The 22,642-nt window shown below is 63.5% G+C and carries 25 protein-coding genes, 2 tRNA genes and 1 other RNA gene; 8 read left to right on the forward strand and 20 right to left on the reverse strand.

Going from position 1 to position 22,642, the window contains the following annotated elements; genetic code table 11:
* Positions 1 to 2: 2 nt before the first annotated feature.
* Genes nuoF through ndhC form a run of 7 tightly spaced genes read right to left on the reverse strand, consistent with a single transcriptional unit; the run spans position 3 to position 5,282 of the window.
* On the reverse strand, positions 3 to 1,310 hold the full coding sequence (gene nuoF / locus IP68_RS00580; RefSeq protein ID WP_054133231.1) for an NADH-quinone oxidoreductase subunit NuoF: 1,308 nt from the start codon (positions 1,308 to 1,310) through the stop codon (positions 3 to 5).
* On the reverse strand, positions 1,310 to 1,978 hold the full coding sequence (gene nuoE / locus IP68_RS00585; protein WP_054133016.1) for an NADH-quinone oxidoreductase subunit NuoE: 669 nt from the start codon (positions 1,976 to 1,978) through the stop codon (positions 1,310 to 1,312). The genes nuoF and nuoE overlap by 1 nt, the downstream gene beginning before the upstream one ends.
* Positions 1,978 to 2,301 (reverse strand): nuclear transport factor 2 family protein, encoded by a 324-nt coding sequence (locus IP68_RS00590; protein ID WP_054133232.1) that lies wholly within the window; start codon positions 2,299 to 2,301, stop codon positions 1,978 to 1,980. The genes nuoE and IP68_RS00590 overlap by 1 nt, the downstream gene beginning before the upstream one ends.
* Before the next feature lie 8 nt (positions 2,302 to 2,309).
* Positions 2,310 to 3,548: an NADH-quinone oxidoreductase subunit D gene (locus IP68_RS00595; protein WP_231683588.1), complete on the reverse strand. Its 1,239-nt coding sequence runs from the start codon at positions 3,546 to 3,548 to the stop codon at positions 2,310 to 2,312.
* The gene (locus IP68_RS00600; protein WP_054133017.1) at positions 3,545 to 4,300 is read right to left on the reverse strand and encodes an NADH-quinone oxidoreductase subunit C; all 756 of its coding nucleotides are present in this window, start codon (positions 4,298 to 4,300) and stop codon (positions 3,545 to 3,547) included. The genes IP68_RS00595 and IP68_RS00600 overlap by 4 nt, the downstream gene beginning before the upstream one ends.
* A gap of 50 nt (positions 4,301 to 4,350) precedes the next feature.
* The gene (locus IP68_RS00605) at positions 4,351 to 4,926 is read right to left on the reverse strand and encodes an NADH-quinone oxidoreductase subunit B family protein (RefSeq protein ID WP_369814809.1); all 576 of its coding nucleotides are present in this window, start codon (positions 4,924 to 4,926) and stop codon (positions 4,351 to 4,353) included.
* A complete protein-coding gene (gene ndhC, locus IP68_RS00610) occupies positions 4,917 to 5,282 on the reverse strand; it encodes an NADH-quinone oxidoreductase subunit A (RefSeq protein ID WP_054133019.1) in 366 nt (121 codons plus the stop codon). Before ndhC ends, IP68_RS00605 begins: the two co-directional genes overlap by 10 nt.
* A 214-nt stretch (positions 5,283 to 5,496) precedes the next feature.
* On the opposite strand from ndhC, the gene IP68_RS00615 reads away from it, so the two are divergent.
* The gene (locus tag IP68_RS00615; protein WP_054133020.1) at positions 5,497 to 5,982 is read left to right on the forward strand and encodes a YbjN domain-containing protein; all 486 of its coding nucleotides are present in this window, start codon (positions 5,497 to 5,499) and stop codon (positions 5,980 to 5,982) included.
* Between the two features lie 24 nt (positions 5,983 to 6,006).
* Here the strand turns inward: IP68_RS00615 and IP68_RS00620 are convergent, their stop codons facing one another.
* The 7 genes from IP68_RS00620 to tkt all read right to left on the reverse strand — a co-directional run bounded on the left by IP68_RS00620 (position 6,007) and on the right by tkt (position 13,653).
* Positions 6,007 to 6,825, reverse strand: coding sequence for an inositol monophosphatase family protein (locus tag IP68_RS00620; RefSeq protein WP_054133021.1), 819 nt, complete (start codon positions 6,823 to 6,825; stop codon positions 6,007 to 6,009).
* 15 nt (positions 6,826 to 6,840) lie between these two features.
* Entirely contained in the window at positions 6,841 to 7,404 is a 564-nt protein-coding gene (gene efp / locus IP68_RS00625) for an elongation factor P (RefSeq protein WP_054133022.1), read from the reverse strand.
* Between the two features lie 419 nt (positions 7,405 to 7,823).
* Positions 7,824 to 8,465, reverse strand: coding sequence for a thiamine phosphate synthase (gene thiE, locus IP68_RS00630; RefSeq protein WP_054133023.1), 642 nt, complete (start codon positions 8,463 to 8,465; stop codon positions 7,824 to 7,826).
* The gene (locus IP68_RS00635) at positions 8,462 to 9,361 is read right to left on the reverse strand and encodes a fructose bisphosphate aldolase (protein ID WP_054133024.1); all 900 of its coding nucleotides are present in this window, start codon (positions 9,359 to 9,361) and stop codon (positions 8,462 to 8,464) included. Before IP68_RS00635 ends, thiE begins: the two co-directional genes overlap by 4 nt.
* Before the next feature lie 53 nt (positions 9,362 to 9,414).
* Positions 9,415 to 10,605 (reverse strand): phosphoglycerate kinase, encoded by a 1,191-nt coding sequence (gene pgk, locus IP68_RS00640; RefSeq protein ID WP_054133025.1) that lies wholly within the window; start codon positions 10,603 to 10,605, stop codon positions 9,415 to 9,417.
* Positions 10,606 to 10,634: 29 nt separating this feature from the next.
* Positions 10,635 to 11,642, reverse strand: a complete 1,008-nt coding sequence (gene gap / locus IP68_RS00645; RefSeq protein ID WP_054133026.1) for a type I glyceraldehyde-3-phosphate dehydrogenase — start codon at positions 11,640 to 11,642, stop codon at positions 10,635 to 10,637.
* A 37-nt stretch (positions 11,643 to 11,679) separates the two neighbouring features.
* Positions 11,680 to 13,653, reverse strand: coding sequence for a transketolase (gene tkt, locus IP68_RS00650; RefSeq protein ID WP_054133027.1), 1,974 nt, complete (start codon positions 13,651 to 13,653; stop codon positions 11,680 to 11,682).
* Positions 13,654 to 13,849: 196 nt separating this feature from the next.
* Here tkt and IP68_RS00655 point away from each other — a divergent pair, with 196 nt between their 5' ends.
* From IP68_RS00655 to IP68_RS00670, 5 genes are all read left to right on the forward strand, one after another.
* Positions 13,850 to 14,056: a hypothetical protein gene (locus IP68_RS00655; protein ID WP_054133028.1), complete on the forward strand. Its 207-nt coding sequence runs from the start codon at positions 13,850 to 13,852 to the stop codon at positions 14,054 to 14,056.
* Between the two features lie 5 nt (positions 14,057 to 14,061).
* On the forward strand, positions 14,062 to 14,436 hold the full coding sequence (gene zapA, locus IP68_RS00660; RefSeq protein WP_054133029.1) for a cell division protein ZapA: 375 nt from the start codon (positions 14,062 to 14,064) through the stop codon (positions 14,434 to 14,436).
* 7 nt (positions 14,437 to 14,443) lie between these two features.
* A non-coding RNA gene (gene ssrS / locus IP68_RS19610) (6S RNA) lies at positions 14,444 to 14,600 on the forward strand.
* Between the two features lie 86 nt (positions 14,601 to 14,686).
* Positions 14,687 to 15,280, forward strand: a complete 594-nt coding sequence (locus IP68_RS00665) for a 5-formyltetrahydrofolate cyclo-ligase (RefSeq protein ID WP_054133030.1) — start codon at positions 14,687 to 14,689, stop codon at positions 15,278 to 15,280.
* Entirely contained in the window at positions 15,277 to 15,486 is a 210-nt protein-coding gene (locus tag IP68_RS00670; RefSeq protein WP_054133031.1) for a DUF2842 domain-containing protein, read from the forward strand. The genes IP68_RS00665 and IP68_RS00670 overlap by 4 nt, the downstream gene beginning before the upstream one ends.
* A gap of 71 nt (positions 15,487 to 15,557) precedes the next feature.
* Here the strand turns inward: IP68_RS00670 and IP68_RS00675 are convergent.
* Positions 15,558 to 15,634 (reverse strand) — tRNA-Asp (locus IP68_RS00675).
* Positions 15,635 to 15,688: 54 nt separating this feature from the next.
* Positions 15,689 to 16,858 (reverse strand): AI-2E family transporter, encoded by a 1,170-nt coding sequence (locus IP68_RS00680; protein WP_054133032.1) that lies wholly within the window; start codon positions 16,856 to 16,858, stop codon positions 15,689 to 15,691.
* Between the two features lie 191 nt (positions 16,859 to 17,049).
* On the opposite strand from IP68_RS00680, the gene IP68_RS00685 reads away from it, so the two are divergent.
* On the forward strand, positions 17,050 to 17,514 hold the full coding sequence (locus tag IP68_RS00685) for a hypothetical protein (protein WP_054133033.1): 465 nt from the start codon (positions 17,050 to 17,052) through the stop codon (positions 17,512 to 17,514).
* Between the two features lie 143 nt (positions 17,515 to 17,657).
* Here the strand turns inward: IP68_RS00685 and IP68_RS00690 are convergent, their stop codons facing one another.
* The 4 genes from IP68_RS00690 to thyA all read right to left on the reverse strand — a co-directional run bounded on the left by IP68_RS00690 (position 17,658) and on the right by thyA (position 22,379).
* Positions 17,658 to 18,953, reverse strand: a complete 1,296-nt coding sequence (locus tag IP68_RS00690) for a dihydrolipoamide acetyltransferase family protein (RefSeq protein ID WP_054133034.1) — start codon at positions 18,951 to 18,953, stop codon at positions 17,658 to 17,660.
* 6 nt (positions 18,954 to 18,959) lie between these two features.
* Positions 18,960 to 19,964, reverse strand: coding sequence for an alpha-ketoacid dehydrogenase subunit beta (locus IP68_RS00695; RefSeq protein ID WP_054133234.1), 1,005 nt, complete (start codon positions 19,962 to 19,964; stop codon positions 18,960 to 18,962).
* Positions 19,965 to 20,002: 38 nt separating this feature from the next.
* Entirely contained in the window at positions 20,003 to 21,277 is a 1,275-nt protein-coding gene (locus IP68_RS00700; RefSeq protein WP_054133035.1) for a 3-methyl-2-oxobutanoate dehydrogenase (2-methylpropanoyl-transferring) subunit alpha, read from the reverse strand.
* A 130-nt stretch (positions 21,278 to 21,407) separates the two neighbouring features.
* On the reverse strand, positions 21,408 to 22,379 hold the full coding sequence (gene thyA / locus IP68_RS00705; RefSeq protein ID WP_054133036.1) for a thymidylate synthase: 972 nt from the start codon (positions 22,377 to 22,379) through the stop codon (positions 21,408 to 21,410).
* A 143-nt stretch (positions 22,380 to 22,522) separates the two neighbouring features.
* On the opposite strand from thyA, the gene IP68_RS00710 reads away from it, so the two are divergent.
* Positions 22,523 to 22,599, forward strand: a tRNA-Pro gene (locus IP68_RS00710).
* Positions 22,600 to 22,642: the final 43 nt, after the last annotated feature.

Here is a 22,642-nt window from a genome sequence, read left to right on the forward strand (position 1 = left end):
AATTACTCCGCCGCCTCCATCAGGCCGCCGCCCTGCTTTTCAACAATGCGGCGCTCCATCTCCGGACGAAAATGCTTGATGAGGCCCTGGATCGGCCAGGCTGCGGCATCGCCGAGCGCGCAGATGGTGTGGCCTTCGACCTGCTTGGTGACTTCGTACAGCGTATCGATTTCGCTGATGTCGGCGTCTCCGGTGCGCATGCGCTCCATCACGCGCCACATCCAGCCGGTGCCTTCGCGGCACGGGGTGCACTGGCCACAGCTTTCGTGTTTGTAGAAGTAGCTCAGTCGGCTGATCGCCTGAACGATGTCTGTCGACTTGTCCATGACGATGACCGCTGCGGTGCCAAGCCCCGATCCGACCTCTTTCAGGCCGTCGAAATCCATCGGCGCGTCCATGATCTGCGCGGCAGGCACCAGAGGCACCGACGAACCGCCGGGGATCACCGCGAGCAGATTGTCCCAGCCACCGCGAATACCGCCGCAATGCTTCTCGATCAGATCGCGGAACGGAATGCTCATCGCTTCCTCCACCACACAGGGCTTGTCGACATGCCCGCTGATCTGAAACAGCTTGGTGCCCTTGTTGTTCTCGCGCCCGAAGCTGGCAAACCAGCTCGCGCCGCGCCGCAGGATCGTCGGCACTACCGCGATCGATTCGACGTTGTTGACCGTGGTCGGGCAACCGTAAAGCCCCGCACCCGCCGGGAACGGCGGCTTGAGGCGTGGCTGGCCCTTCTTGCCCTCAAGGCTCTCGATCATCGCGGTCTCTTCGCCGCAGATATAAGCGCCCGCGCCGCGATGGACGAAGACGTCGAAATCATAGCCCGACTTGGCCGCGTTCTTGCCGATCAACCCGGCTTCATAGGCCTCATCGACCGCAGCCTGCAGCACCTGCGCTTCGCGGATGTATTCGCCGCGCACGTAGATATACGCAGCTCGCGCGCGCATCGCGAAGCCCGCGATCAGCGCGCCTTCGATCAATTTGTGCGGATCGTGGCGCAGGATTTCGCGATCCTTGCAGCTGCCAGGCTCGGATTCATCGGCGTTGATCACCAGGAAGCTGGGCCGACCGTCCTTGGATTCCTTGGGCATGAAGCTCCACTTCATGCCGGTGGGGAAGCCCGCACCGCCACGACCGCGCAGGCCAGACGCCTTCATCTCGTCGATGATCTTGTCCTGGCCCCAGGCGATCAGGTCCTTGGTCTTGTCCCAGTCACCGCGCGCCTCGGCCGCCTTCAGGTTCCACGGCTGATAGCCATAGACGTTGGTGAAGATGCGATCCTTGTCGGTGAGAAAATCAAAGCTCATCACCATTCCCCGCGATAATCATGATTGGCATCGACCATGGCCTTCAGCGATGTCGGTCCGCCCTCGGGCTCGCTGGTGTGGCGCCCGGCGATCTGGGTGCCGGCCTTGGGGCTTTCGCCCGCTGCCAGCGCTTCCAGGATGCGCGTGGTGCTGTCGTAATCCAGATCCTCAAAGTTATCGTCGTTGATCTGGACCATCGGTGCATTGGCGCAGTTGCCCATGCACTCGACCTCGGTCAGCGTGAACAGGCCGTCGGGCGTGGTCTTGCCCTTGACCAGGCCCTTGTTGGCGCAGGCCGCCATGACATCGTCCGATCCGCGCAGCAGGCACGGCGTGGTGCCGCAAACCTGCACGTGGAAACGCCCGACCGGCGCGAGATTGTACATGGTATAGAAGCTCGCGACTTCATAGGCGCGGATGTACGGCATATCGAGCATCGCTGCGACATATTCGATCACCGGAACCGGCAGCCAGCCCTGCGTCTGCGTGTCCGCACCCACCTGGCGCTGCGCCAGATCGAGCAGCGGCATCACCGCCGAGCGCTGGCGCCCTTCGGGATAGCGCGCGATGACGGTCTTCGCGATCGCGAGATTCTCTTGCGTGAACGCGAAACCACCCCAGCGGGCGCGGGTTTCGGTTTCATCGGGGATATGGGCTGCGTCAGCCATCAGCGGACAAACTCCACGCGCGACACCTTGTCGCCATTGAAACTGTAGATCGACATGACCTCGAACGGCTCGCTCTGCGAGGAGCGCGAGACGCGTTCGTGCAGGACGACATATTCGCCCAGCATGTGACCCGAGAGCACTTCGGCGCGGTTCTCCGGATACTCGGCGAACATCGCCTTGAGCCCGGAGCGCACGCCTTCCTTGCCCGCGCGAAGCACGTCGCCGCGATAGCCCGCTTCACAGGCATCATCGGTCATCAGCGCGACATAGGCGTCGGCATCCTGAGCGTTGTAATGCGCGATCATCGCCTCTGCGACGGCCATCTGCACGGTCACCGGTCGCACTCCCCGAACACCACATCGATCGCGCCCAGGATCGCCGTCGCATCCGACAGCATGTGGCCGCGCGACATGAAGTCCATCGCCTGGAGGTGCGAGAACGCGGTCGGGCGGATCTTGCAGCGATAGGGCTTGTTGGTTCCGTCGCTCACCAGATAGACGCCAAACTCGCCCTTGGGGCTTTCGGTCGCGACATAGACCTCGCCGGCAGGGACGTGGAAGCCTTCGGTGTACAGCTTGAAGTGATGGATCAGCGCTTCCATCGACTGCTTCATCTCGCCGCGCTTGGGCGGCACGATCTTGCGGTCGAGCGAGGCGATCGGGCCTTCGGGCATGTCGTTGAGGCACTGGCGCATGATGCGCGCGGACTGGCGGACTTCCTCGACGCGGACCATGAAGCGGTCATAGCAGTCGCCGCGGGTGCCGACGGGAACGTCGAACTCCATCCGGTCATAGACATCATAAGGTTGCGATTTGCGCAGATCCCAAGCGATGCCGCTGCCGCGGATCATCGGGCCCGAAAAGCCCCAGCGCACCGCATCGTCCTTGGATACGATCGCGATATCGACGTTGCGCTGCTTGAAGATGCGGTTGTCGACGACGAGGCTCATCGCGTCCTCGAACAGCTTGGGGAAGGTGTCGAGCCAGTCGGCAAGGTCGGTGAGCAGCTTGAGCGGCACGTCCTGGTGGACGCCGCCGGGGCGGAACCAGGCGCTGTGCATGCGCGCGCCGGAGGCCCGCTCAAAGAAGTTGAGGCAATCCTCGCGGATTTCGAACAGCCACAGGTTGGGCGTCATTGCGCCGACATCCATCACATGCGCACCCAGGTTGAGCATGTGGTTGCAGATGCGGGTGAGTTCGGCGAACAGCACGCGCAGATACTGGGCGCGCAGCGGAACCTCGAGGTTCAGCAGCTTCTCGATCGCCAGGACGTAGCTGTACTCCATCGCCAGTGGCGAGCAGTAATCGAGCCGGTCAAAATAGGGGAGCGCCTGGAGGTACGTCTTGTACTCGATCAGCTTTTCGGTGCCGCGATGCAGCAACCCGACATGGCAGTCGATCCGCTCGACGATTTCGCCGTCGAGCTCCATCACCATCCGCAGAACGCCGTGCGCAGCAGGGTGCTGGGGGCCGAAGTTGATCGTGTAGTTCTGGATCTCGAGGTCGCCAGCGGTCGAATCCTGCTCGACCAGAGGCTCGTCCAGATCGTCGGGAAGTGCTTCGGCGGTCATGCCTTGCTATCCTTCTTGTCGGCAGGCTTGTCGGCAGGTGCCTCGGGGCTGGCCTTGGCGGCCTCCTTGTTGGCAGCCTTGCCCGCGCCAGTGTCGGACTGCTTCTCGGTCGTCTTGGGCGTATCGACATGCGGCGGCCCGCCCAGCGACTTCTCGTCACCCGGCAGAACGTAATCCGCGCCTTCCCAGGGCGAGGTGAAGTCGAAGCTGCGGAAGTCCTGCGCCAGCTTGACCGGCTCATAGATCACGCGGCCCTGCTCCTCGGAATAGCGCATCTCGCTATAGCCGGTGAGCGGGAAGTCCTTGCGGAAGGGGTGGCCGCGGAAGCCGTAATCGGTGAGGATGCGGCGCAGATCGGGGTTTCCGGCAAAGATCACGCCGTACATGTCGTACACTTCGCGCTCGAGCCAGCCGGCCACGGGCCAGATATTCGTGACGGTCGGCACCGGAGTGTCCTCGTCGGTCGTGCACACGACGCGGATGCGGTGGTTCCTGGTCAGGCTGAGCAGGCAATAGACGACCTCGAAGCGCTCGGCGCGCTCGGGATAGTCGACGCCAGCGATCTCGACGAGCTGCTGGTAGTCATGGAAGTCGCGCAACAGGTCCAGCGCCTCGGCCACTGCGGCGCGGCGGACGGTGAAGCAATATTCGCCCTGCGCAAAACGCGTCGCGAGCAGCCGGTCCCCCAGCGTCGCGGCGACAGCATCGCCCAGGCCTTCCAGAACGGCATAACGTGGTGCCGAATGTCCCATGTGCGTCCCTTATCCGGCCAGCCTCCGCAGCAGGCCTTCTCAACTTCGTGTCAGCGTTCGATCGTGCCCACCCGGCGGATCTTGCGCTGCAACTGCATCACGCCATAAAGCAGCGCTTCGGCGGTCGGCGGGCACCCGGGGACATAGATATCCACCGGAACGATGCGGTCGCAGCCGCGCACCACCGAGTAACTGTAATGGTAATAGCCGCCGCCATTGGCGCAGCTGCCCATCGAAATCACGTATTTCGGCTCGGACATCTGGTCATAGACGCGGCGCAGGGCCGGAGCCATCTTGTTGCACAGCGTGCCCGCCACGATCATGACGTCCGACTGGCGCGGCGAAGCGCGCGGCGCGACGCCGAAACGCTCCATGTCATAACGCGGCATACTGACGTGGATCATCTCCACCGCGCAGCAGGCCAGACCAAAGGTCATCCACCACAACGAACCGGTGCGCGCCCACTGGAAAAGCTCTTCGGTCGAGGTGACCAGAAAGCCCTTGTCGGCGACTTCGGCGTTGATGTCGTTGAGGAAACCGACGTCGGGCAGAACATTGGTGCCGGGCACGATGGCTCCGGCGGACGCGCCTGCAGAGGTTGCGGCCATGTTAGCTTCTACTCCCAATCCAGGGCTCCCACTTTCCATGCGTAGATCAGGCCGATGATGAGTTCGAACAGGAAGACCATCATCGTGGCCCAACCGGCCCAGCCGATCTGTTCCAGCGATACTGCCCAGGGGAACAGGAACGCGGCTTCGAGATCGAAAATGATGAACAGGATCGCGACCAGATAGAAGCGAACGTCGAACTGGCTGCGCGAATCTTCGAACGCGGGGAAACCGCATTCATATTCGCTCAGCTTGGCGACGGTGGGTTTGTGCGCTCCGGTAAGCCGCGACACCCCGATCGGAAGGAAGACAAATGCCACCGACAAGAGCAGAGCGACCGCCAGGAACAGCAGAATTGGCAGATATTCGGCCATGTGCGTATCCCGCTTGTGCGTGTTGCTTGGAGGTCCTTTAGGCCAGCGACGCTGCTATCGCAAGCCGGATGCCCCCCTTTTTTGCGGCAATGCACACATCGCCGAAAACGCCAAAATATTGCGCATTTCTGTGCTTTTCGGCACAATCCGGCAAGCGGCGAAATGCGACAGGCGGACATGGCCGCGGTGCCGCAAGCGTAAAGGGGGATTCGCGATGAAGCTGAACTGGAAATATGCGTCGATTGCCGGGGCGATCGTGATGGCAGCAGCTGCGCCCCTGCCCGCATCCGCGCAGACCGTATCGGCGGCAAGCCCCGACACCATCGCCGCCGTGCTGACAGCGCGCGGCCTGCCGTCCGAACTCAAGCAGCAGCCGGACGGAAACCCCTATATTCGCAGCGCCTTCGACGACATGCCCTTCCTGATCGCGCTGATGAACTGCGACGCGCAAAAGGCGCAGTGCAAGACGGTGCAGTTCTATTTCGGGTTCAACGACCGCAAGGGCTTTGCGCTGGAAAAGCTCAACGAGTGGAATCGCACCAAGCGCTTTGCCCGCGCCTATCTTGATACCGAGAACGATCCCGTGCTGGTGATGGACGTCGACACTGACATGGGCGGCGTGCCGAGGGCGGTGTTCAACGAGAATCTGGATGTCTGGCTGGGCCAGATGCAGCAGTACCGGCGCTTCGTAAGCGAGTGACCGCGCCGCAGCGCCGCCAGGCGATCAGCGCAGCGCGCCGACCAGCAGCTTGTGCAGGCGCGAATGCAGGGAATCGTTGCCCGCAATCACCTGCTGGCGCTCCATCGGCTGGCCACCACCGCGATAGTCGGTGACGAACCCGCCGGCTTCGCGGACCAGCAGAATTCCGGCGGCCACGTCCCAGGGCTTGAGGCCGCTTTCCCAGAATCCATCGAACTTGCCCGCTGCAACCCATGCGAGGTCAAGCGATGCTGCGCCGAACCGGCGGATACCGGCGACCTCGGGTGCGATCGCACCGAAGATGCGGGTCCATTCGCCGATATCGCCATGACCCAGGAACGGAATGCCCGTCGCAATCAGCGCCTCGTTGAGGCTGCGGCGACCCGACACGCGCAGGCGCCGGTCATGCAGCCAAGCGCCGCGCGACTTTTCCGCCCAATAGCTCTCGTCGGTGACCGGCTGGTAGATCAGCGCGGCGCTGATCTCGCCCCAGCCCTTGCCGTCCAGAGTGGGCTCCTGAACCGCGATCGAGATCGCGAAATGCGGGATGCCATGGAGGAAGTTGCTGGTGCCATCGAGCGGATCGATGATGAAGCGCGGCTTGCCGGGTTCGGCGGGAATATCGCCGCCTTCTTCGAGCATGAAGCCCCAGCCGGGACGCGCCTTGCTCAGCTCGTCATACAAAATGCGTTCGGCGCGCTGATCAGCCTTGGAGACAAAGTCGGCCGGGCCCTTCTGCGAGACCTGCAGATGTTCCACCTCGCCAAAGTCACGACGCAGGCGGCCGCCCGCCTTGCGCGCGGCGCTTTCCATGACACGGATGATGGCTGAGATGGCAGGCATTGCAATAAGGTCCGATCAATCCGCCTTGCGGACATATTCCTTGGCATAGACATCGACGACGATGCGCGTGCCGCTGCTGATGTGCGGCGGCACCATGACGCGCACGCCATTGTCGAGAATGGCGGGCTTGTAGCTCGACGAGGCGGTCTGCCCCTTCACCACGGCGTCTGCCTCGACGATCGTCGCTTCGATCTGATCGGGCAGCTGCACCGAGATCGGGCGCTCGTCGTACATTTCGAGCGTGACCTGCATGCCGTCCTGCAGGAAGGCAGCTTCATCACCCAGCAGCTTGGCCGCGATGGTGATCTGCTCGTAATTTTCCTGGTCCATGAAGACATAGGCTTCGCCGTCGGCGAACAGGAACTGGAAGTCCTTGGTATCCAGACGCACCTTCTCGACCGTATCCTGGCTGCGATAGCGGATATTGGTCTTGCGGCCGTCTTCGAGGTTCTTCATCTCGACCTGCATGAACGCGCCACCCTTGCCGGGCTGGGTATGCTGGATCTTGGCGACCTTCCAGATGCCGCCTTCGTGTTCCAGAATGTTGCCGGGGCGAATATCGACACCGCTGATCTTCATGCGAGGCTCGTTTCCATCAGGTTTCAGGGAATGGACAGGCCCTCTAGGCGCTCGCCGCTGGCATGGCAAGGCTTTTGGGAAGCCACGCAGACCCGTGTTCTCCAAACCGCCACGATCGACAAAGGGCTTCGGTCGAAGCCGGTGCGATGCCTGTCGAGATGCCCCCTCAATGGCTGTTTCTTCCTATATAGCGAGGCTGGCAGATAGTAGGTGGAGAACATCGCTCAAAGCTGCTAAACATCCGCAGCGGATTGGACCAACAGATCATGCCATTGTTCAGCATCAAGACGCCCGCTGCCGGTATTTTCGGCAAGGCCACCAATCAGATAGCCTCCGCCCATACGGTGCGTGGAGAGGCCCTGCCCGGTGTCGAGGAGTTCGAAGCCGACTTCGTAAGCTACTTGAGCCGGCTCGAGGCTTCAGCCCGCGTCTGCACCGCTGTCCTTGCCCATCAGGGCAAGGAGCTGTCGCACGGCTGAGGCCGGACCCTCGGGGTAATTCCATACCCCGCCCGATACCGCGATAAAATCCGTCCCAGTGGCAATGATCGGAGCAGCATTGTCCACCGTGATCCCGCCAATGGCGACGCAGGGCGGCTCCATCATCGAAGACCACCATTCCAGGATTTCCGGCTCGGCCTTGATCTTCGCATCCTTGGTGCTGCTCGGGAAGAAGGCGCCGAACGCGACATAATCCGCGCCCATTTCGCCTGCTTCCAGCGCCAGATGGCGGCTGTTGTGGCAGGTCACACCGATCTGCGCATCCTTGCCCAGCTCCTCGCGCGCGTCGCGCGGGTCACCATCGCCCTGCCCCAGATGCACGCCATCGGCGCCCAGCCTTTTGGCGAGCGCGACGTCGTCGTTGACGATGAACGCACAGTCATGCTCGCGGCAGATCTCGAGCAGCGGCGCGGCGAGCCTTGCCGCCTCGTGCTGGTCGATATCCTTGACGCGAAACTGGAAAGCGGCGACCGGGCCTGCTTCCAGCGCCGCGCGCAGCCGTTCGGGAAAATCCCCGCCCACATCGAGCGGGGAGATCAGATAGAGTTCGCAGCCGGTCAAGCGATCGAGGCCTGATGGATCTCATCGATCGCGCCGCCGAGCGAGGCGTCGAACTCGTCGTCGCTCATCTGGTGCTTGAGATCGTTGAGCAGCGCGCGCGAGAAGCTGGCGATGATGCCGTTGTTCTTGGCGAGCTCGGTGCACGCCTCAGTACGGCTGAAGCCGCCCGACAACGCGACCACGCGGATGACGGCGGGGTGGCTGACCAGATCGGCGAACAGGCCGGCCTTGGCGGGAAGCGACAGCTTCAACATGACGCGGCGCCCTTCGGGCAGCGCATCGAGCGCCTTCCTGGTCTCGGCGAGCAGGATTTCGTCGCACTGGGCGCGCGTCTCGCTCTTGATGTTCACTTCAGGCTCGATGATCGGGATCAGGCCGTGATCGAGGATCTCGCCTGCGACCTCGAACTGCTGCTTCACGATCGCGGCAATTCCGGTTTCGGACGCCGAATTGATCACCGAGCGCATCTTGGTACCGAACACGCCCTTGGCCTTGGCCCGATCGAGCAATTCACCCAGGCCGCCGATCGGCTTCATCATCTGCACGCCGTCGGCTTCGTCTTCCAGGCCCTTGTCGACCTTGAGAAACGGAACAACGCCGCGCTCCCAGAGCAATGCGGGCACGCTCTTGCCGCCCGCTTCGCCATCCATGGTCCGTTCGAACAGAATCGCGCCGATCACCTTCTCGCCGTTGAAGCAGGGCGAGGTCACGATCCGGCTGCGCATGCCGTGGATCAGCGCGAACATTTCCTCGTCGCTGCCCCACGCACCGTCGTCGATGCCATAGCCCTTGAGCGCCTTGGGGGTCGAACCGCCGCTCTGGTCCAGCGCGGCGATAAAGCCTGCGCCGGTCTCGATCTTGGCGAGCATCTGGTCGAAGTTTGCGGTGTCGGTCATGTCGGTTCCCCTTGGGTCTTTGCCAGGTTTTTAGTTGAACTCAGGTTGCAGCCTCAGGCCTCGAGAGCCTTGACGCCGGGCAGGACCTTGCCTTCCATCCATTCGAGGAAGGCGCCGCCAGCGGTTGAAACAAAAGAGAAATCGTCCGCGACACCAGCATGGTTGAGCGCCGCGACGGTATCGCCGCCGCCTGCCACCGAAACCAGAGTGCCTTCGCGGGTGAGCGCTGCCGCGGTGCGCGCGAGTGCGACGGTCGCGGAATCGAACGGCGGATATTCGAACGCGCCCAGCGGACCGTTCCACACCAGGGTGCGGCAGGTCTTGAGCACGTCGGACAGCGCCTCGACCGCAGCTGCACCAACATCAAGGATCATTTCGTCGGCGGCGACTTCATGCACATTGGCGGTGCGGCACTCGACATTGGCGCCGAACTCCTTCGCCACCACCACGTCATACGGCAGGTGGACGGTGCAGTTGGCCTTGTCCGCGGCATCAAGGATGGCGTTGGCGGTATCGGCGAGGTCATGCTCGCACAATGACTTGCCAACATCGACGCCGCGCGCGGCGAGGAAGGTGTTGGCCATGCCGCCACCGATGATCAGATGATCGACCTTGCCCACCAGATGGGTGAGCACATCGAGCTTGGTCGAGACCTTCGCGCCGCCCACGACAGCCGCAACCGGATGCTCTGGATTGCCCAGCGCGGCTTCCAATGCCTTCAATTCGGCCTCCATCGCGCGACCGGCAAAGGCGGGCAGCAGATGCGCGAGGCCCTCGGTGGTGACGTGCGCGCGGTGCGCAGCGGAAAAGGCATCGTTGACGTAGAAGTCCCCCAGAGCCGCCATCTGCTTGGCCAGCACGGGATCATTCTTTTCCTCGCCGGGATAGAAGCGGCTGTTTTCCAGCACAGTGATGCTGCCGGGCTCAAGCACGTCGATCGCATGCCGGTCGGGCGATGCCAGAAAGCCGACATGCCGCCCCATTACCTCGCCCAGCGCCTCGGCGATCGGACGCAGCGTGAATTCGGGATCGACCTTTCCCTTGGGCCGACCGAAATGCGCCAGCACCAGCACCTTGGCGCCATGATCGGCGAGTTCGGCGAGCGTCGGCATCGCCGAACGCAGCCGGGTGTCATCGGACACCCGGCCTTCGTGGATCGGTACGTTCAGATCTTCGCGAATTAGAACAGGCTTGCCAGCCAGGCCGTGACGGTCGGCAAGCAGATTATCGATGGTCTTGAACATACCGGACTTTCTATCGTTGCTTGGGGCGATCAGAGCAGACCGGCCATCACGCCTGCGGTGTCGACCATGCGGTTGGAGAAGCCCCATTCATTGTCGTACCAGCTGATCACGCGGACCAGCTTGCCGTCGATCACCGAGGTTTCCAGGCTGTCGATGGTCGAGCTGGCAGGATCGTGGTTGAAGTCGATCGAAACCAGCGGCTCGTCGGTATAAGCGAGCACGCCCTTGAGCGCGCCTTCCGACGCTGCCTTGAGCGCGCCGTTGATTTCTTCAACGGTCGTGTTGCGGCCCGGGGTGAAGGTCAGGTCGACCAGGCTGACATTGGCGGTCGGCACGCGGATCGCCGACCCGTCCAGCTTGCCCTTGAGTTCGGGCAGCACGAGGCCGACCGCACGCGCGGCGCCGGTGGTGGTGGGGATCATCGACATGGCAGCAGCGCGCGCGCGGCGCATGTCGCTGTGGATCTGATCGAGGATCTTCTGGTCGTTGGTGTAGCTGTGCACGGTGGTCATCAGGCCGCGCTCGATCCCGACGGTTTCATGCAGAACCTTGGCCATCGGCGCGAGGCAGTTGGTGGTGCAGCTGGCGTTCGAGACGACCAGATCATCCGAAGTCAGAACGCCATGGTTCACGCCGAACACGATGGTCTTGTCCGCGCCGCCGGCGGGAGCCGAGATCAGCACGCGCTTGGCGCCTGCAGTCAGGTGCGCGCTCGCCTTTTCCTTGTCGGCGAAGAAGCCGGTGCACTCGAGCGCGATATCGACGCCCATTTCGCCATGCGGCAGCTTGGATGGATCGCGCTCGGCGGTGACGCGGATCGCCTTGCCGTTGACGACAATGGTGTCGCCCACGGCTTCGACGGTGCCGGGGAACGGGCCATGCACGCTGTCGCGCTTGAACAGCAGCGCATTCGACTTGGCGTCGGCCAGATCGTTGATCGCGACGAGTTCAAGGTCGTGATCGGTCCGCTCGAGCAGCGCGCGCGCCACCAGACGGCCGATACGGCCAAAACCATTGATTGCAACCTTGACTGCCATCGGAAATTCTCCTGCGATTAATGTCGTGTAAGGTGTCTCAGCCCTGCCCCAGAGCGGCACGGACGGCGGGTGTGATCTTGTCTGCGGTCAGCCCGAAATGGTCGAACAGTGCCTCGATCGGCGCCGAAGCACCGAAGCTGTCGATACCGAAGCTCAGGCCGTCGGGGCCGACATAGCGTTCCCAGCCAAAGGTGACGCCCGCTTCCATCGACACCTTGAGTACGTCGGCGGGGAGCAGATCGTTGCGATAGCTTGCGCTCTGCGCGTCGAACAGCGACCAGCACGGCATCGAGACGACGTCCGCACCGATTCCTGCGGATTCAAGCGCGTCGGCGACCGAAAGCGCCAGCGACACTTCGGAGCCCGTACCGATCAGCACCACCTGGCGCTTGTTGCCCGACGTCTTGATGCGATAGGCACCGCGCGCGCACTGGTTGCCATCGGATTCGACGCGGCGGAACTGCGGCAGGTTCTGGCGGGTCAGCGCCAGCACCGTCGGCGTCGCCGATGCTTGCAGCGCCAGTTCCCAGCATTCGGCGGTTTCCACTGCATCGCCGGGACGGAAGGTCAGCAGGTTGGGCATCATCCGCAGGCTCATGACATGCTCGACCGGCTGATGGGTCGGGCCGTCTTCACCCAGGCCGATGCTGTCATGTGTCATCACATAGATGACCCGCTGCCGCTGCAATGCCGAAAGACGGATCGCGGCGCGGCAATAATCGGAGAACACCAGGAAGGTGCCGCCATAAGGGATCACGCCGCCGTGCAGCGCCATGCCGTTCATCGCGGCGGCCATGCCGAATTCGCGGATGCCATAATTGACGTAGCGACCGCCGTAGTTGTCGGCGCTCATCACGCCCAGCCCTGCGGTCTTGGTGTTGTTCGAGCCGGTGAGATCAGCCGATCCGCCCACCGTTTCGGGCAGGCGCGGGTTGATCGCTTCCAGCGCGAGTTCGGATGCCTTGCGGGTCGCGACCTTTTGCGGATCGGCGAGCAGGCCTGCGACATGCTGCGACAGGCCGAATCCCTGCGGCAGGTCGCCCGCCATGCGGCGCGTGAATTCGGCTGCCTTGTCCGATGCCGACAGACGCTCGGCCCATGCGGCATGGGTGTCCGCGCTGCGGCGGCCAAAGGCAAGCCAGGCGTCGCGGATATCCTGCGGCACATCGAACGGTGCGTGCTTCCAGCCCAGAGCTGCGCGCGCGGCATCGACTTCGGCGGTGCCCAGCGGCGAGCCATGCGTGGCCGACGTGCCCTGCTTGTTGGGCGATCCCTTGCCGATGATGGTGGCGCAGGCGATCAGCGACGGCCGCGGATCGGCGATCGCGGCGTCCATCGCAGCGCGGATCGAGACGGGATCATGACCGTCGCAATCGACGACATGCCAGCCCGATGCCGTGTGCCGCGCGCGGATGTCCTCGCTGGTCGACAGATCGGTCGCGCCATCGATGGTGATGCGGTTGTCATCCCACAGCACGTTGAGATGGCCGAGCTTCAAATGCCCGGCAAGGCCGACGGCTTCGTGGTTGATGCCTTCCATCAGGCAGCCGTCGCCCGCGACCACCCAGGTGCGGTGATTGACCAGATCGTCACCGAATTCAGCATTGAGGTGCCGCTCTGCCATCGCCATGCCGACCGCCATCGCCAGGCCCTGGCCCAGCGGACCAGTGGTGCATTCGACGCCCGCCAGTTCGAAGTTCTCGGGGTGGCCCGCGCACGGGCTGTGCAACTGGCGGAAGTTGCGGATGTCCTCGATGGTCGGACGCGCATAGCCGGTGAGGTGCAGCGCCGAATAGATCAACATCGAGCCGTGGCCCGCAGACAGCACGAACCGGTCACGGTCGGCCCAGTGGGGGGCGGAGGCATCGTATTTCAGATACTCGCCGAACAGCACCGTTGCGACATCGGCCATGCCCATGGGCATTCCGGGGTGACCGCTGTTCGCAGCCTGAACCGCATCCATCGACAGTGCCCGGACGGCATTGGCGAGATCTTCAAAAACCACGGACATCGCCTGTAAATTCTCCACACTGATCTCCGATCCGCACCGTAATCGCGTCGTACCGGAGGTTCCGATGTCGCAGAAACGCGCGCCGAGTCGGCTTTGGCGTCACCCTTTGGTATCCATGGTGCACCGCGTCAAGTTCCGCAAAGCGCGGCCTGGTGCAAATTATTGCATTTGTCATGATCGGTGCTAAAACCAATCCATGGCAAATGAACGCCTTATCCTCGCTATCGGACAATTGGAGCGAGCTTTAACGCGGCTGGAAACAGCGCAGGCCCAATTGAGCGAAGCCGCCGCCGCGCCGTCGGGCGCAGGAGATAGCGACATCGCCGAGCGCCATGCCCGCCTGAAAAGTGCCGCGGCAGAGGCTCTGGCTGGCATGGATGCCATTCTGGCCGGAAAGCGATAAACCCCATGCCCGACATGCGCCTCACTATCGCCGGACGTATCTACAGCGTCACCTGCAACCCCGGCGAAGAACAGCATCTCGCCCGGCTGGGGTCAATGCTGGACGGTGCCGCGCGCAAGGCGGGCGCATCGGGTGGCCTGAACGAAACCCGCGCGCTGCTGTTTGCCGGACTGCTGCTAGCAGACGAGCTCGCCGACGCCCAGGATCGCGAGGCCGAGGCCCTGACCGCACAGGCTGCCGCCGCCCAGCCTGCCAAGGGCCAGGGCGACCTGCTGGCGCATGACGAAGACATCGATCTGGCTACCCGCGCAATCGAGCGATTGGCACTGCGGATCGAGAATCTAGCAGAAGGCCTTGAGAAGACGGCCGATCGGTCCTAAATCAGATACGGGACTGCCTGGTACGAGCTGCAGAGAACATCCCTGAGGCGATACATCTTCCAAGGGAGCTGTCCCTGCCCTGGCTCCGGCCAACGGTACACGGCGCCCACCTGACGTTACTGGCGTCAGAGGATATTCCAGCAAACGGCCAAGGCGGTTCCACCCATGGCCCCGATCCAGTCCAGCGCGAGCCTGGCCCCGGTGCGGGTGCCGGCTTTTTTCCATCCGCGCGGGCCAACAGGATGAACCAGTGACCACCCTGATCAGCAAGAAGCGTGAACTGCGCCGTGCCATGCGCGCCGCGCGCCTCGCCCATTGGCAGGCGCTGCCCGATTCCCACCGTGCGCTGATCTTCGGACGGCCGCCGCGGATCATCCTGCCGCTGATCGAGCACGCCGAAACGGTAGGCCTGTACCACGCCATGCCCGGCGAGGTCCCGACCGCGCGCTATGCCGATCACATGCTCGACATGGGCAAGATGATCGCCCTGCCCTGGACCCGGTCAGCCGAGGGACCGATGATTTTCCGGTTGTGGACCGGATCCGAACAGACGCTGGAGCAAGGTCCCTGGGGCCCGCAGCCGCATGCCGCGATGCCCCAGGTGGTCCCCGGCGCACTCTTCATGCCGCTGGTCGCTTTCGATTCGGCTATGGGGCGGCTTGGCCAGGGCGGCGGGCATTATGATGCCTGGTGCGCGGCCAATCCCGATACACGCAGGATCGGGCTTGCCTGGACGGTGCAGCAGGCAGAGCGCGTCCCTGCCGAACCCCATGACATGCCGCTGGATGCGGTCATCACCGAGCAGCAGGTGCTGCTGCCGCACAACGAGAGAGAGTTTTCATGAAGCCGACCATGCGCAAGCCCGTGGGCATTTTTGCCATATTGGCGATCATCACCATCTGGGCGGTGATCGTGGCAAGCTTCTCGCAGATCATCGGCACATGGCACATCGCCGTGCAGTCGGTGATCTATTGCATCGCTGGGATCATCTGGATCGCACCCATGCGTCCGCTGATGATCTGGATGGAAACCGGGCGCTGGCGCGCCTGATCGGCTGGCGATTTCAGGGAAGTTCCAACACCTGCGAGTGGCCATTTTTCCGGAGCAAACCTCCAGAGAAATGGCGCGAGTGACGGGGCTCGAACCCGCGACCTCCGGCGTGACAGGCCGGCGCTCTAACCAACTGAGCTACACCCGCATCGTGTTGGAGCGCGGCTGTTAGAATTGTCCTGCCCGGCTGTCAACACGTGTTTCAATTTTTCCCACGAACCGGTGAAAGTGGCTCAGTCGCAGGCGATTCCTTGTCGCCCGGCGCACGGGTCAGCGTCCCCGATTCGAAAAGGAAACCGGCAATATCCGGCTTTCCGGCTGCGGCCACGACCGTCTGGATGATGATCAGCAGCGGCACCGCCAGCAGCGCGCCGGTGGTGCCCCACACCCAGGCCCAATAGCTCAGCGAGACGAGAATCAGCAGCGGGTTCATCGTCAGCCTGCGCCCCAGCACGGCAGGCGTGATCAGATTGGCCTCCACCAGATGGAACACGATCTGGACGCTGGCGGGAATCAGCGCGGTCCACAGGTCACCAAAGCTCATCAGCCCGCCCAGCGCCAGCAGCACCGCCGCCAGCACCGGTCCGATATACGGGATGAAGTTGAGCAGGGCGACGATGCCGCCCCACATCGCAGGCGATTCCATCCCCAGCATCCACACCACCACGCCCACCGAGACACCCAGCAGCAGGTTGATGATGGTGATGGTGGTAAGATAGGCCGATGTGGCCGATACGACGTTCTGGATGACCCGGGCGGTCGCCATGGCACCGGTGAAGCTGCCGCGGCTGCTGATCGCGTTTTCGCGCAGCTTGGTCCAGCCGGCGAGGAAGAAGAAGATCAGCAGCACGACGAATGCCATCTGCAGCGCCACCCCGGGCGCGGCGCTGGCGAACAGGTCGAGCAGCGATTCGGGCGATGCGGTTGCCGCCTTCTGCGCCTTGACCATCGATCCGGAAACCAGCCGGGTGGTATCGTCGACGAACTTCTGCAGATCGGAATAGAGATCGATCAGCGGCGCCAGATTCTCCATGATCTTGGGGATCCGATCAGGAAGCAGCAGGAACCAGTCCGCCGCCGGAACCACGATCACCGCCAGCGCGCCGTTGGCTATCGCCAGGAAAAGCACCAGGCACAGGAACGCCGCCGCCATGCTCGGCAGGCCGCGCCGCTCCATCCATTCCAGCGCCGGCACCAGCGCGATCGAAAGCACGATCGCCACCGCCAGCGGCAGGAAGAATTCGGCCCCTGCCCGCATCGCGAATGGAAAGGCGAGGAACAGGGCCACGCCTGCAATCAGCGCGAGCGCAGCCAGCAGGCGGTCGCGCCGCAATTCATCGGAAACAGCGCGATCGGTAGGAGGTAGCGACATGTGTGCAGATGCCCTTTGCCCGCAAATCGGGCTATCGCGGCTATATCTGCACCGAATTGGGCCCACAATCCAGCAGCATTGATGGGCCGTGGGCGGTGAAAAACTGCTGGCGCATTAACCATATGTTCGCCGCTGGTGCCTAGACAGCTCCTCAGCCGGACAGGGCCGGCGGGGGTAAATCGGGGTAAGGAATGCTGCGCACCACCATCGCGCTGCTCGCCTTGGCGGCGCCGGTCATGGCGCTGGCATCGAGCGATGTTCGGACAAAATCATCGATCTTCGTCGAACGGATCGACCCGGAGGGCAGCGGCGCGCGCCGCGTGCGGCTGGAACCTGCGCGTCAGGTCAGCCCCGGCGAGCGGCTGATCTATGTGGTGGAATACCGCAACATGGGCAACCGCCCGGTCCAGGGCTTTACCGTCACCAATCCCCTGCCCCGCACTGTCAGGCTCGACAAGACCGTAGACGGCAACGAGATGGTGTCGATCGACGGCGGCCGCAATTGGGGACCGCTGGGCACGCTGCGCGTGTCGCTGGGCGACGGAAGCTGGCGCCCGGCCAACCCCGATGACGTGACGCATCTGCGCTGGCAGGTCGGTGACCGGCTGATGCAGGGCGAGACGCGCCGGGTGACCTTCCGGGCGATTGTGAGGTAAACACAACGCCTCTCCCCTCCCGCCTGCGGGAGGGGTGGCTGAGGCGAAGCCGATGCCGGGGTGGGCCTGAAAGGGCTTAACCTTTGGCCCACCCCGGCCCGGAAAGCCGGGCCTGCCCCTCCCGCAAGCGGGAGGGGAGAAACTCAATCCGCGAAGATATAGATCGGCGTCTCGATCCGGCGCTTGAGCGCCTGGACGAAGCTGGCCGCGTCATAGCCGTCGACCACGCGGTGATCGCACGAGATCGACAGGTTCATCATCTTGCGGATGACGACCGCGCCATCGACCACCATCGGGCGCTCGACGATCTTGTTGGGGCCGATGATCGCGACCTCGGGCCGGTTGATCACCGGGGTGGTCGCAATGCCGCCCAGCGGGCCCAGCGAGGTCAGCGTCAGCGTCGAGCCTGACAGCTCCTCGCTCTTCGCCTTGCCGCTGCGCGCGGCGTCCGCCAGCCGCGCGATCTCGCTCGCCATATCCCAGACGCTCAGGGACTCCGCACCGCGCAGCACCGGCACCATCAGGCCCGCATCGGTCTGCGTCGCGATTCCGAGGTGCACCGCGCCAAATCGGGTGACAACATTGGCCTCGTCATCATAGCGCGCGTTGAGCATCGGGTATTCGCGCAGCGTCTTGCAGATCGCCGCGATCAGGATCGGCAACGCGGTCAGCTTGGGCCGATCGCCCCGGCTCGCGTTCATTTCCCCGCGCATATCCTCCATCTTCGTCACGTCGATTTCCTCGACATAGGTGAAGTGCGGGATGTTGCGCTTCGATTCGGCCATGTTCTGCGCGATACGCTTGCGCATGCCGATCACGCGGATCTCTTCGTCCGCCGCGCGGCCCGGCCCAGCGCGGGTGCCGCCATAGTTCAGATAGGCGTCGAGATCGGCATGGCGGATGCGGGTGCCTTCCGAAGGCCGCACCTTGGCGAGATCTATCCCGAGGTCGCGCGCGCGCTGCCGCACGACAGGCGATGCCAGCACCTTGGCGGAAGCTTCGGCATCGACCACCGCGGGCGCCGCAGCAGCCTTGGGAGCGGCCGGAGCAGGAGCGGGAGCGGGAGCGGGCGCTGCGACAGGCGCCGATGCAAATTCCTCCACCGGCGGCAGTTTGGGCGTCTCCGCCTCGATCACTTCAGGCTCGGGTGCGGTCTCGGTAACCGGCGCACCGCCGACATCGCTGCCGTCGCCTTCGCCTTCGATCTCGATCTCGACCAGCATCGAACCAATCGCGATGACGTCGCCCTCGGCGCCGGCGACCTTGATCACGGTCCCCGAAACCGGCGATTCCATCTCGACGGTCGCCTTGTCGGTCATCATGTCGGCGATGCGGCCGTCTTCCTCGATGCGATCACCGATCTTGACGTGCCACGCCACGATTTCCGCCTCGGCAATGCCTTCGCCGATGTCGGGCAGGTTGAAGGTATAGGTTGCCATGGCGGGTCAGTCCTTCATGATCTTGGCAATGGCGCGACCGATGCGGATCGGGCCGGGGAAATACGCCCATTCCAGGCTGTGCGGATAGGGGGTGTCGAAGCCGGTGACGCGCTCGACCGGCGCCTCGAGGTGATAGAAGCAGCGCTCCTGCACCAGTGCGGAAAGCTCCGCACCGAAACCGCTGGTCCGCGTCGCCTCGTGCACGATCAGGCAGCGTCCGGTCTTCTTCACCGAAGCCTCGATCGTCTCGATGTCGAGCGGCAGCAGCGTGCGAAGGTCGATCACCTCGGCATCGACGCCATTGGCTTCGACCACGGCCTTGGCGACATGCACCATCGTGCCATAGGCCAGGATGGTCAGGGCCTCCCCTGCCCGCACGATGTTCGCCTTGCCCAGCGGGATGCGGTAATGGCCGGTGGGCACATCTGCCGCCGCATGCTTGGACCAAGGCTCGACCGGGCGATCATAATAGCCGGTGAACGGGCCGTTGTAGATCCGCTTGGGCTCGAAGAAAATGACGGGATCGTTGTCCTCGATCGCCGAGATCAGCAGGCCCTTGGCGTCATACGGCGTCGATGGGATCACCGTCTTGAGGCCAGCGACATGGGTGAACAGGCTTTCGGGGCTCTGGCTGTGGGTCTGGCCGCCGAAGATGCCGCCGCCAAAGGGCGAGCGCACCGTGATCGGCGCGATGAACTCACCCGCCGAGCGATAGCGCAGCCGCGCAGCCTCGGAAATCAGCTGGTCGATGCCGGGATAGATATAGTCCGCAAACTGGATCTCGGGCACCGGACGCAGGCCGTATGCCCCCATGCCGACGGCAACGCCCACGATCCCGCATTCGCTAATCGGGGTATCGAACACCCGGGCCTTGCCGAACTTGGCCTGCAGCCCCGCAGTGCAGCGGAAAACGCCGCCGAAATAGCCGACATCCTCGCCCATCACCACCACATCAGGGTCGCGTTCCATCATGACATGCATGGCGCTGTTGATCGCCTCGATCATGTTCATCTTCTTGATGTCCGCTTCTGCAGCGGCAACCTGGCTCATCACTTCGGCCATTTCGCAGCCCTTTCCTCGAGCGCCTGCGCCATCTGTTCCTGCAGATGCCAGGGAAGTTCCTCGAACACGTCCTCGAACATCGTCTCGAACGGCTGGTGCATGCCGTGGCCGAGAACGCCGTTCTTTTCGGCCTGCTTGGTCGCGGCCTTGACCATTTCGGCCAGCTCGAGGTCCATCGCAGCATGCCGCTCGTCGTCCCAGATCCCCAGCCCGATCACATGCTGTTTCAAGCGGTGGATCGGATCACCCAGCGGCCATTCGGCGCTTTCCTGCGCACTGCGATAGGCGGACGGATCGTCCGAAGTGCTGTGCCCCTCGGCGCGATATGTGAAGTGCTCGATCAGCGTCGGGCCCTTGTTGGAACGCGCACGTTCTGCCGCCCATTGCGTTGCGGCATAGACCGCCAGCGCATCGTTGCCATCGACACGCAGTCCCGCGATGCCATAGCCGATCGCGCGGGCAGCAAAGGTGGTGCGCTCGGCCCCCGCGAACCCCGAAAAGCTCGAGATCGCCCACTGGTTGTTGACGACATTGAGGATCGTCGGCGCGTTGTAGACCGAGGCAAAGGTCATCGCGCTGTGGAAGTCGCCTTCTGCGGTCGATCCTTCGCCGCACCAGCAGCTGGCGATGCGGGTATCGCCCTTGATCGCGCTCGCCATCGCCCAGCCCACGGCCTGCGGATATTGGGTCGCGAGGTTGCCCGAGATGGTGAAGAAGCTGAGCTCGGGCACCGAATACATGATCGGCAGCTGGCGACCCTTCAGTTTGTCGCCGCGGTTCGAATAGATCTGGTTGATCATCTCGGTGAGCGCATAGCCGCGCCACATAAGGATGCCCTGCTGGCGATAGCTCGGGAACACCATGTCGTCGCCCTGCATCGCGGCAGCTGCGGCGACAGAGGTCGCCTCCTCGCCGGTGCACTTCATGTAGAAGCTGGTCTTTCCCTGCCGCTGCGCGCGATAGAGCCGCTCGTCGAACGCGCGGGTCAGCGCCATCGTGCGCAGCATCTTGAGCAAGGTCTCGGCAGGCAGGCGGGGGTCCCAGGCACCGACCGCCTTGTGGTCGTCATCGAGCACGCGCACCAGCCCGAAGCTGAGATCGCGCATGTCATGGGGGGAAACCGCCTCGTCGGGCCGAGCCATGCTGCCGGCAGCAGGCACGATCACATCGCTGAAATCGACAGGGTCGCCAGGGCGCGAGCGCGGTTCGGGAACGTGCAGCTCAAGCGGCGGCAGGTTCGATCTCAAAGGACCATCGGCCATCAAAAATCCTCTCGGGTCTGTGCACCGTCAGCCGGAAGAAGCTCTTGATGGCCTTTCGACTAATTGCACCGTCGAGACATATTATTTCAAGATTCGCGATAGGTCAATAGTGCTGCCCTTCACTCCTCAATCACACAGCAACCGGCGCGGCGATATGGGATTGCGGAGTATAATCGCGCACTTCGAAGTCCTCGATTCGGTAGTTGAAAATGCTGTCGGGCTGGCGGACGATGTCCAGCCGGGGCGCGCCGTGCGGCTCGCGCGACAGCTGCGTCTCCACCAGTTCGCGATGGTTGAGATACAGATGGACGTCGCCGCCGTTCCAGATCAGCTCACCCGGCTCGAGATCGCATTGCTGCGCGAGCATGCGGATGATCAGCGCGGCCGAAAAGATGTTGAACGGCACGCCCAGCGCCAGATCGCACGAGCGCTGGTAAAGCAGGCCAGTGAGCTTCCCGTCGGCGACGAAGAACTGATAGGTCTTGTGGCACGGGGGCAGCGCCATCCGGTCGAGTTCGGCGACGTTCCAGCCCTCGAAGATGTGGCGGCGCGATCCGGGATTGGTGCGCAGGCTTTCGACCAGTTCGGCGATCTGGTTGATGCCTTTGGGGCGCTTGCGGAACAGGCCGGGCTCTGCGTCGACCGGCTCGTACACCGGCCAGTCGGTCCACTGCTTGCCATAGACCGGGCCAAGATCTCCCCAGCGTTCGGCGAAGTCCGCATCGGCGATGATCCGCGCCTCGAAGGCGTCGCGGTCGATCTCCTCGCCGGTGGCCTTGCGATAGCTGTCGAGCGGCCAGTCGGTCCAGATGTGCACCCCTTGCGCGACCAGCGGGCGAATGTTGGTGTCGCCGGTGAGGAACCAAAGCATCTCGCGCGCAGCCGCCTTCCAGTACACCCGCTTGGTAGTCAGCAGCGGAATTGCATTGTCGGACAGGTCGAAGCGCATCGTCGCGCCGAACAGCGAGCGCGTGCCCACTCCGGTGCGGTCGGAACGTTCATGGCCGTGCGTCCAGATCTGCTTCATCAGATCAAGATACTGCCACTCGAAATGACGCGACTGCGCCTGGTGCGGGGCGCGACTCTGCAATGCGATGTCCATGTTCGCTGGTCTAGCATGCGGCATTTGCCCATGCCATCGCATCGCCGGAGAAAAGGCAAAATGGTCGCTTGCAAGCCAGCCGCACCGTGGCTATAGGCACGCCCCTGCCTCCCAGGCGCCGCAAGGCATCATGAAGTCTGGGTCGGGGAGTAGCTCAGCCTGGTAGAGCACTGTCTTCGGGAGGCAGGGGCCGGAGGTTCGAATCCTCTCTCCCCGACCATTTATTCCAGCATCGATATAGTGCCGGATATCGCGGTAGCTTG

It is taken from the genome of Blastomonas sp. AAP25 (assembly GCF_001295965.1).
GTDB classification, from domain to species: Bacteria; Pseudomonadota; Alphaproteobacteria; order Sphingomonadales; family Sphingomonadaceae; genus Blastomonas; species Blastomonas fulva.

What these genes read in the sequence shown, in the direction of transcription:
- ndhC (WP_054133019.1), bottom strand. Translation starts at nt 5,282, where the DNA reads ATGGCCGAATATCTGCCAATTCTGCTGTTCCTGGCGGTCGCTCTGCTC.
- IP68_RS00700 (WP_054133035.1), bottom strand. Translation starts at nt 21,277, where the DNA reads ATGGCCGATGGTCCTTTGAGATCGAACCTGCCGCCGCTTGAGCTGCAC.
- nuoF (WP_054133231.1), bottom strand. Translation starts at nt 1,310, where the DNA reads ATGAGCTTTGATTTTCTCACCGACAAGGATCGCATCTTCACCAACGTC.
- pgk (WP_054133025.1), bottom strand. Translation starts at nt 10,605, where the DNA reads ATGTTCAAGACCATCGATAATCTGCTTGCCGACCGTCACGGCCTGGCT.
- IP68_RS00690 (WP_054133034.1), bottom strand. Translation starts at nt 18,953, where the DNA reads ATGGCAACCTATACCTTCAACCTGCCCGACATCGGCGAAGGCATTGCC.
- IP68_RS00670 (WP_054133031.1), top strand. Translation starts at nt 15,277, where the DNA reads ATGAAGCCGACCATGCGCAAGCCCGTGGGCATTTTTGCCATATTGGCG.
- zapA (WP_054133029.1), top strand. Translation starts at nt 14,062, where the DNA reads ATGCCCGACATGCGCCTCACTATCGCCGGACGTATCTACAGCGTCACC.
- IP68_RS00620 (WP_054133021.1), bottom strand. Translation starts at nt 6,825, where the DNA reads ATGCCTGCCATCTCAGCCATCATCCGTGTCATGGAAAGCGCCGCGCGC.
- IP68_RS00600 (WP_054133017.1), bottom strand. Translation starts at nt 4,300, where the DNA reads ATGGGACATTCGGCACCACGTTATGCCGTTCTGGAAGGCCTGGGCGAT.
- IP68_RS00655 (WP_054133028.1), top strand. Translation starts at nt 13,850, where the DNA reads ATGGCAAATGAACGCCTTATCCTCGCTATCGGACAATTGGAGCGAGCT.
- thyA (WP_054133036.1), bottom strand. Translation starts at nt 22,379, where the DNA reads ATGGACATCGCATTGCAGAGTCGCGCCCCGCACCAGGCGCAGTCGCGT.
- IP68_RS00615 (WP_054133020.1), top strand. Translation starts at nt 5,497, where the DNA reads ATGAAGCTGAACTGGAAATATGCGTCGATTGCCGGGGCGATCGTGATG.
- gap (WP_054133026.1), bottom strand. Translation starts at nt 11,642, where the DNA reads ATGGCAGTCAAGGTTGCAATCAATGGTTTTGGCCGTATCGGCCGTCTG.
- IP68_RS00680 (WP_054133032.1), bottom strand. Translation starts at nt 16,858, where the DNA reads ATGTCGCTACCTCCTACCGATCGCGCTGTTTCCGATGAATTGCGGCGC.
- IP68_RS00695 (WP_054133234.1), bottom strand. Translation starts at nt 19,964, where the DNA reads ATGAACATGATCGAGGCGATCAACAGCGCCATGCATGTCATGATGGAA.
- IP68_RS00685 (WP_054133033.1), top strand. Translation starts at nt 17,050, where the DNA reads ATGCTGCGCACCACCATCGCGCTGCTCGCCTTGGCGGCGCCGGTCATG.
- efp (WP_054133022.1), bottom strand. Translation starts at nt 7,404, where the DNA reads ATGAAGATCAGCGGTGTCGATATTCGCCCCGGCAACATTCTGGAACAC.
- IP68_RS00590 (WP_054133232.1), bottom strand. Translation starts at nt 2,301, where the DNA reads ATGGCCGTCGCAGAGGCGATGATCGCGCATTACAACGCTCAGGATGCC.
- nuoE (WP_054133016.1), bottom strand. Translation starts at nt 1,978, where the DNA reads ATGGCTGACGCAGCCCATATCCCCGATGAAACCGAAACCCGCGCCCGC.
- IP68_RS00595 (WP_231683588.1), bottom strand. Translation starts at nt 3,548, where the DNA reads ATGACCGCCGAAGCACTTCCCGACGATCTGGACGAGCCTCTGGTCGAG.
- tkt (WP_054133027.1), bottom strand. Translation starts at nt 13,653, where the DNA reads ATGTCCGTGGTTTTTGAAGATCTCGCCAATGCCGTCCGGGCACTGTCG.
- IP68_RS00635 (WP_054133024.1), bottom strand. Translation starts at nt 9,361, where the DNA reads ATGACCGACACCGCAAACTTCGACCAGATGCTCGCCAAGATCGAGACC.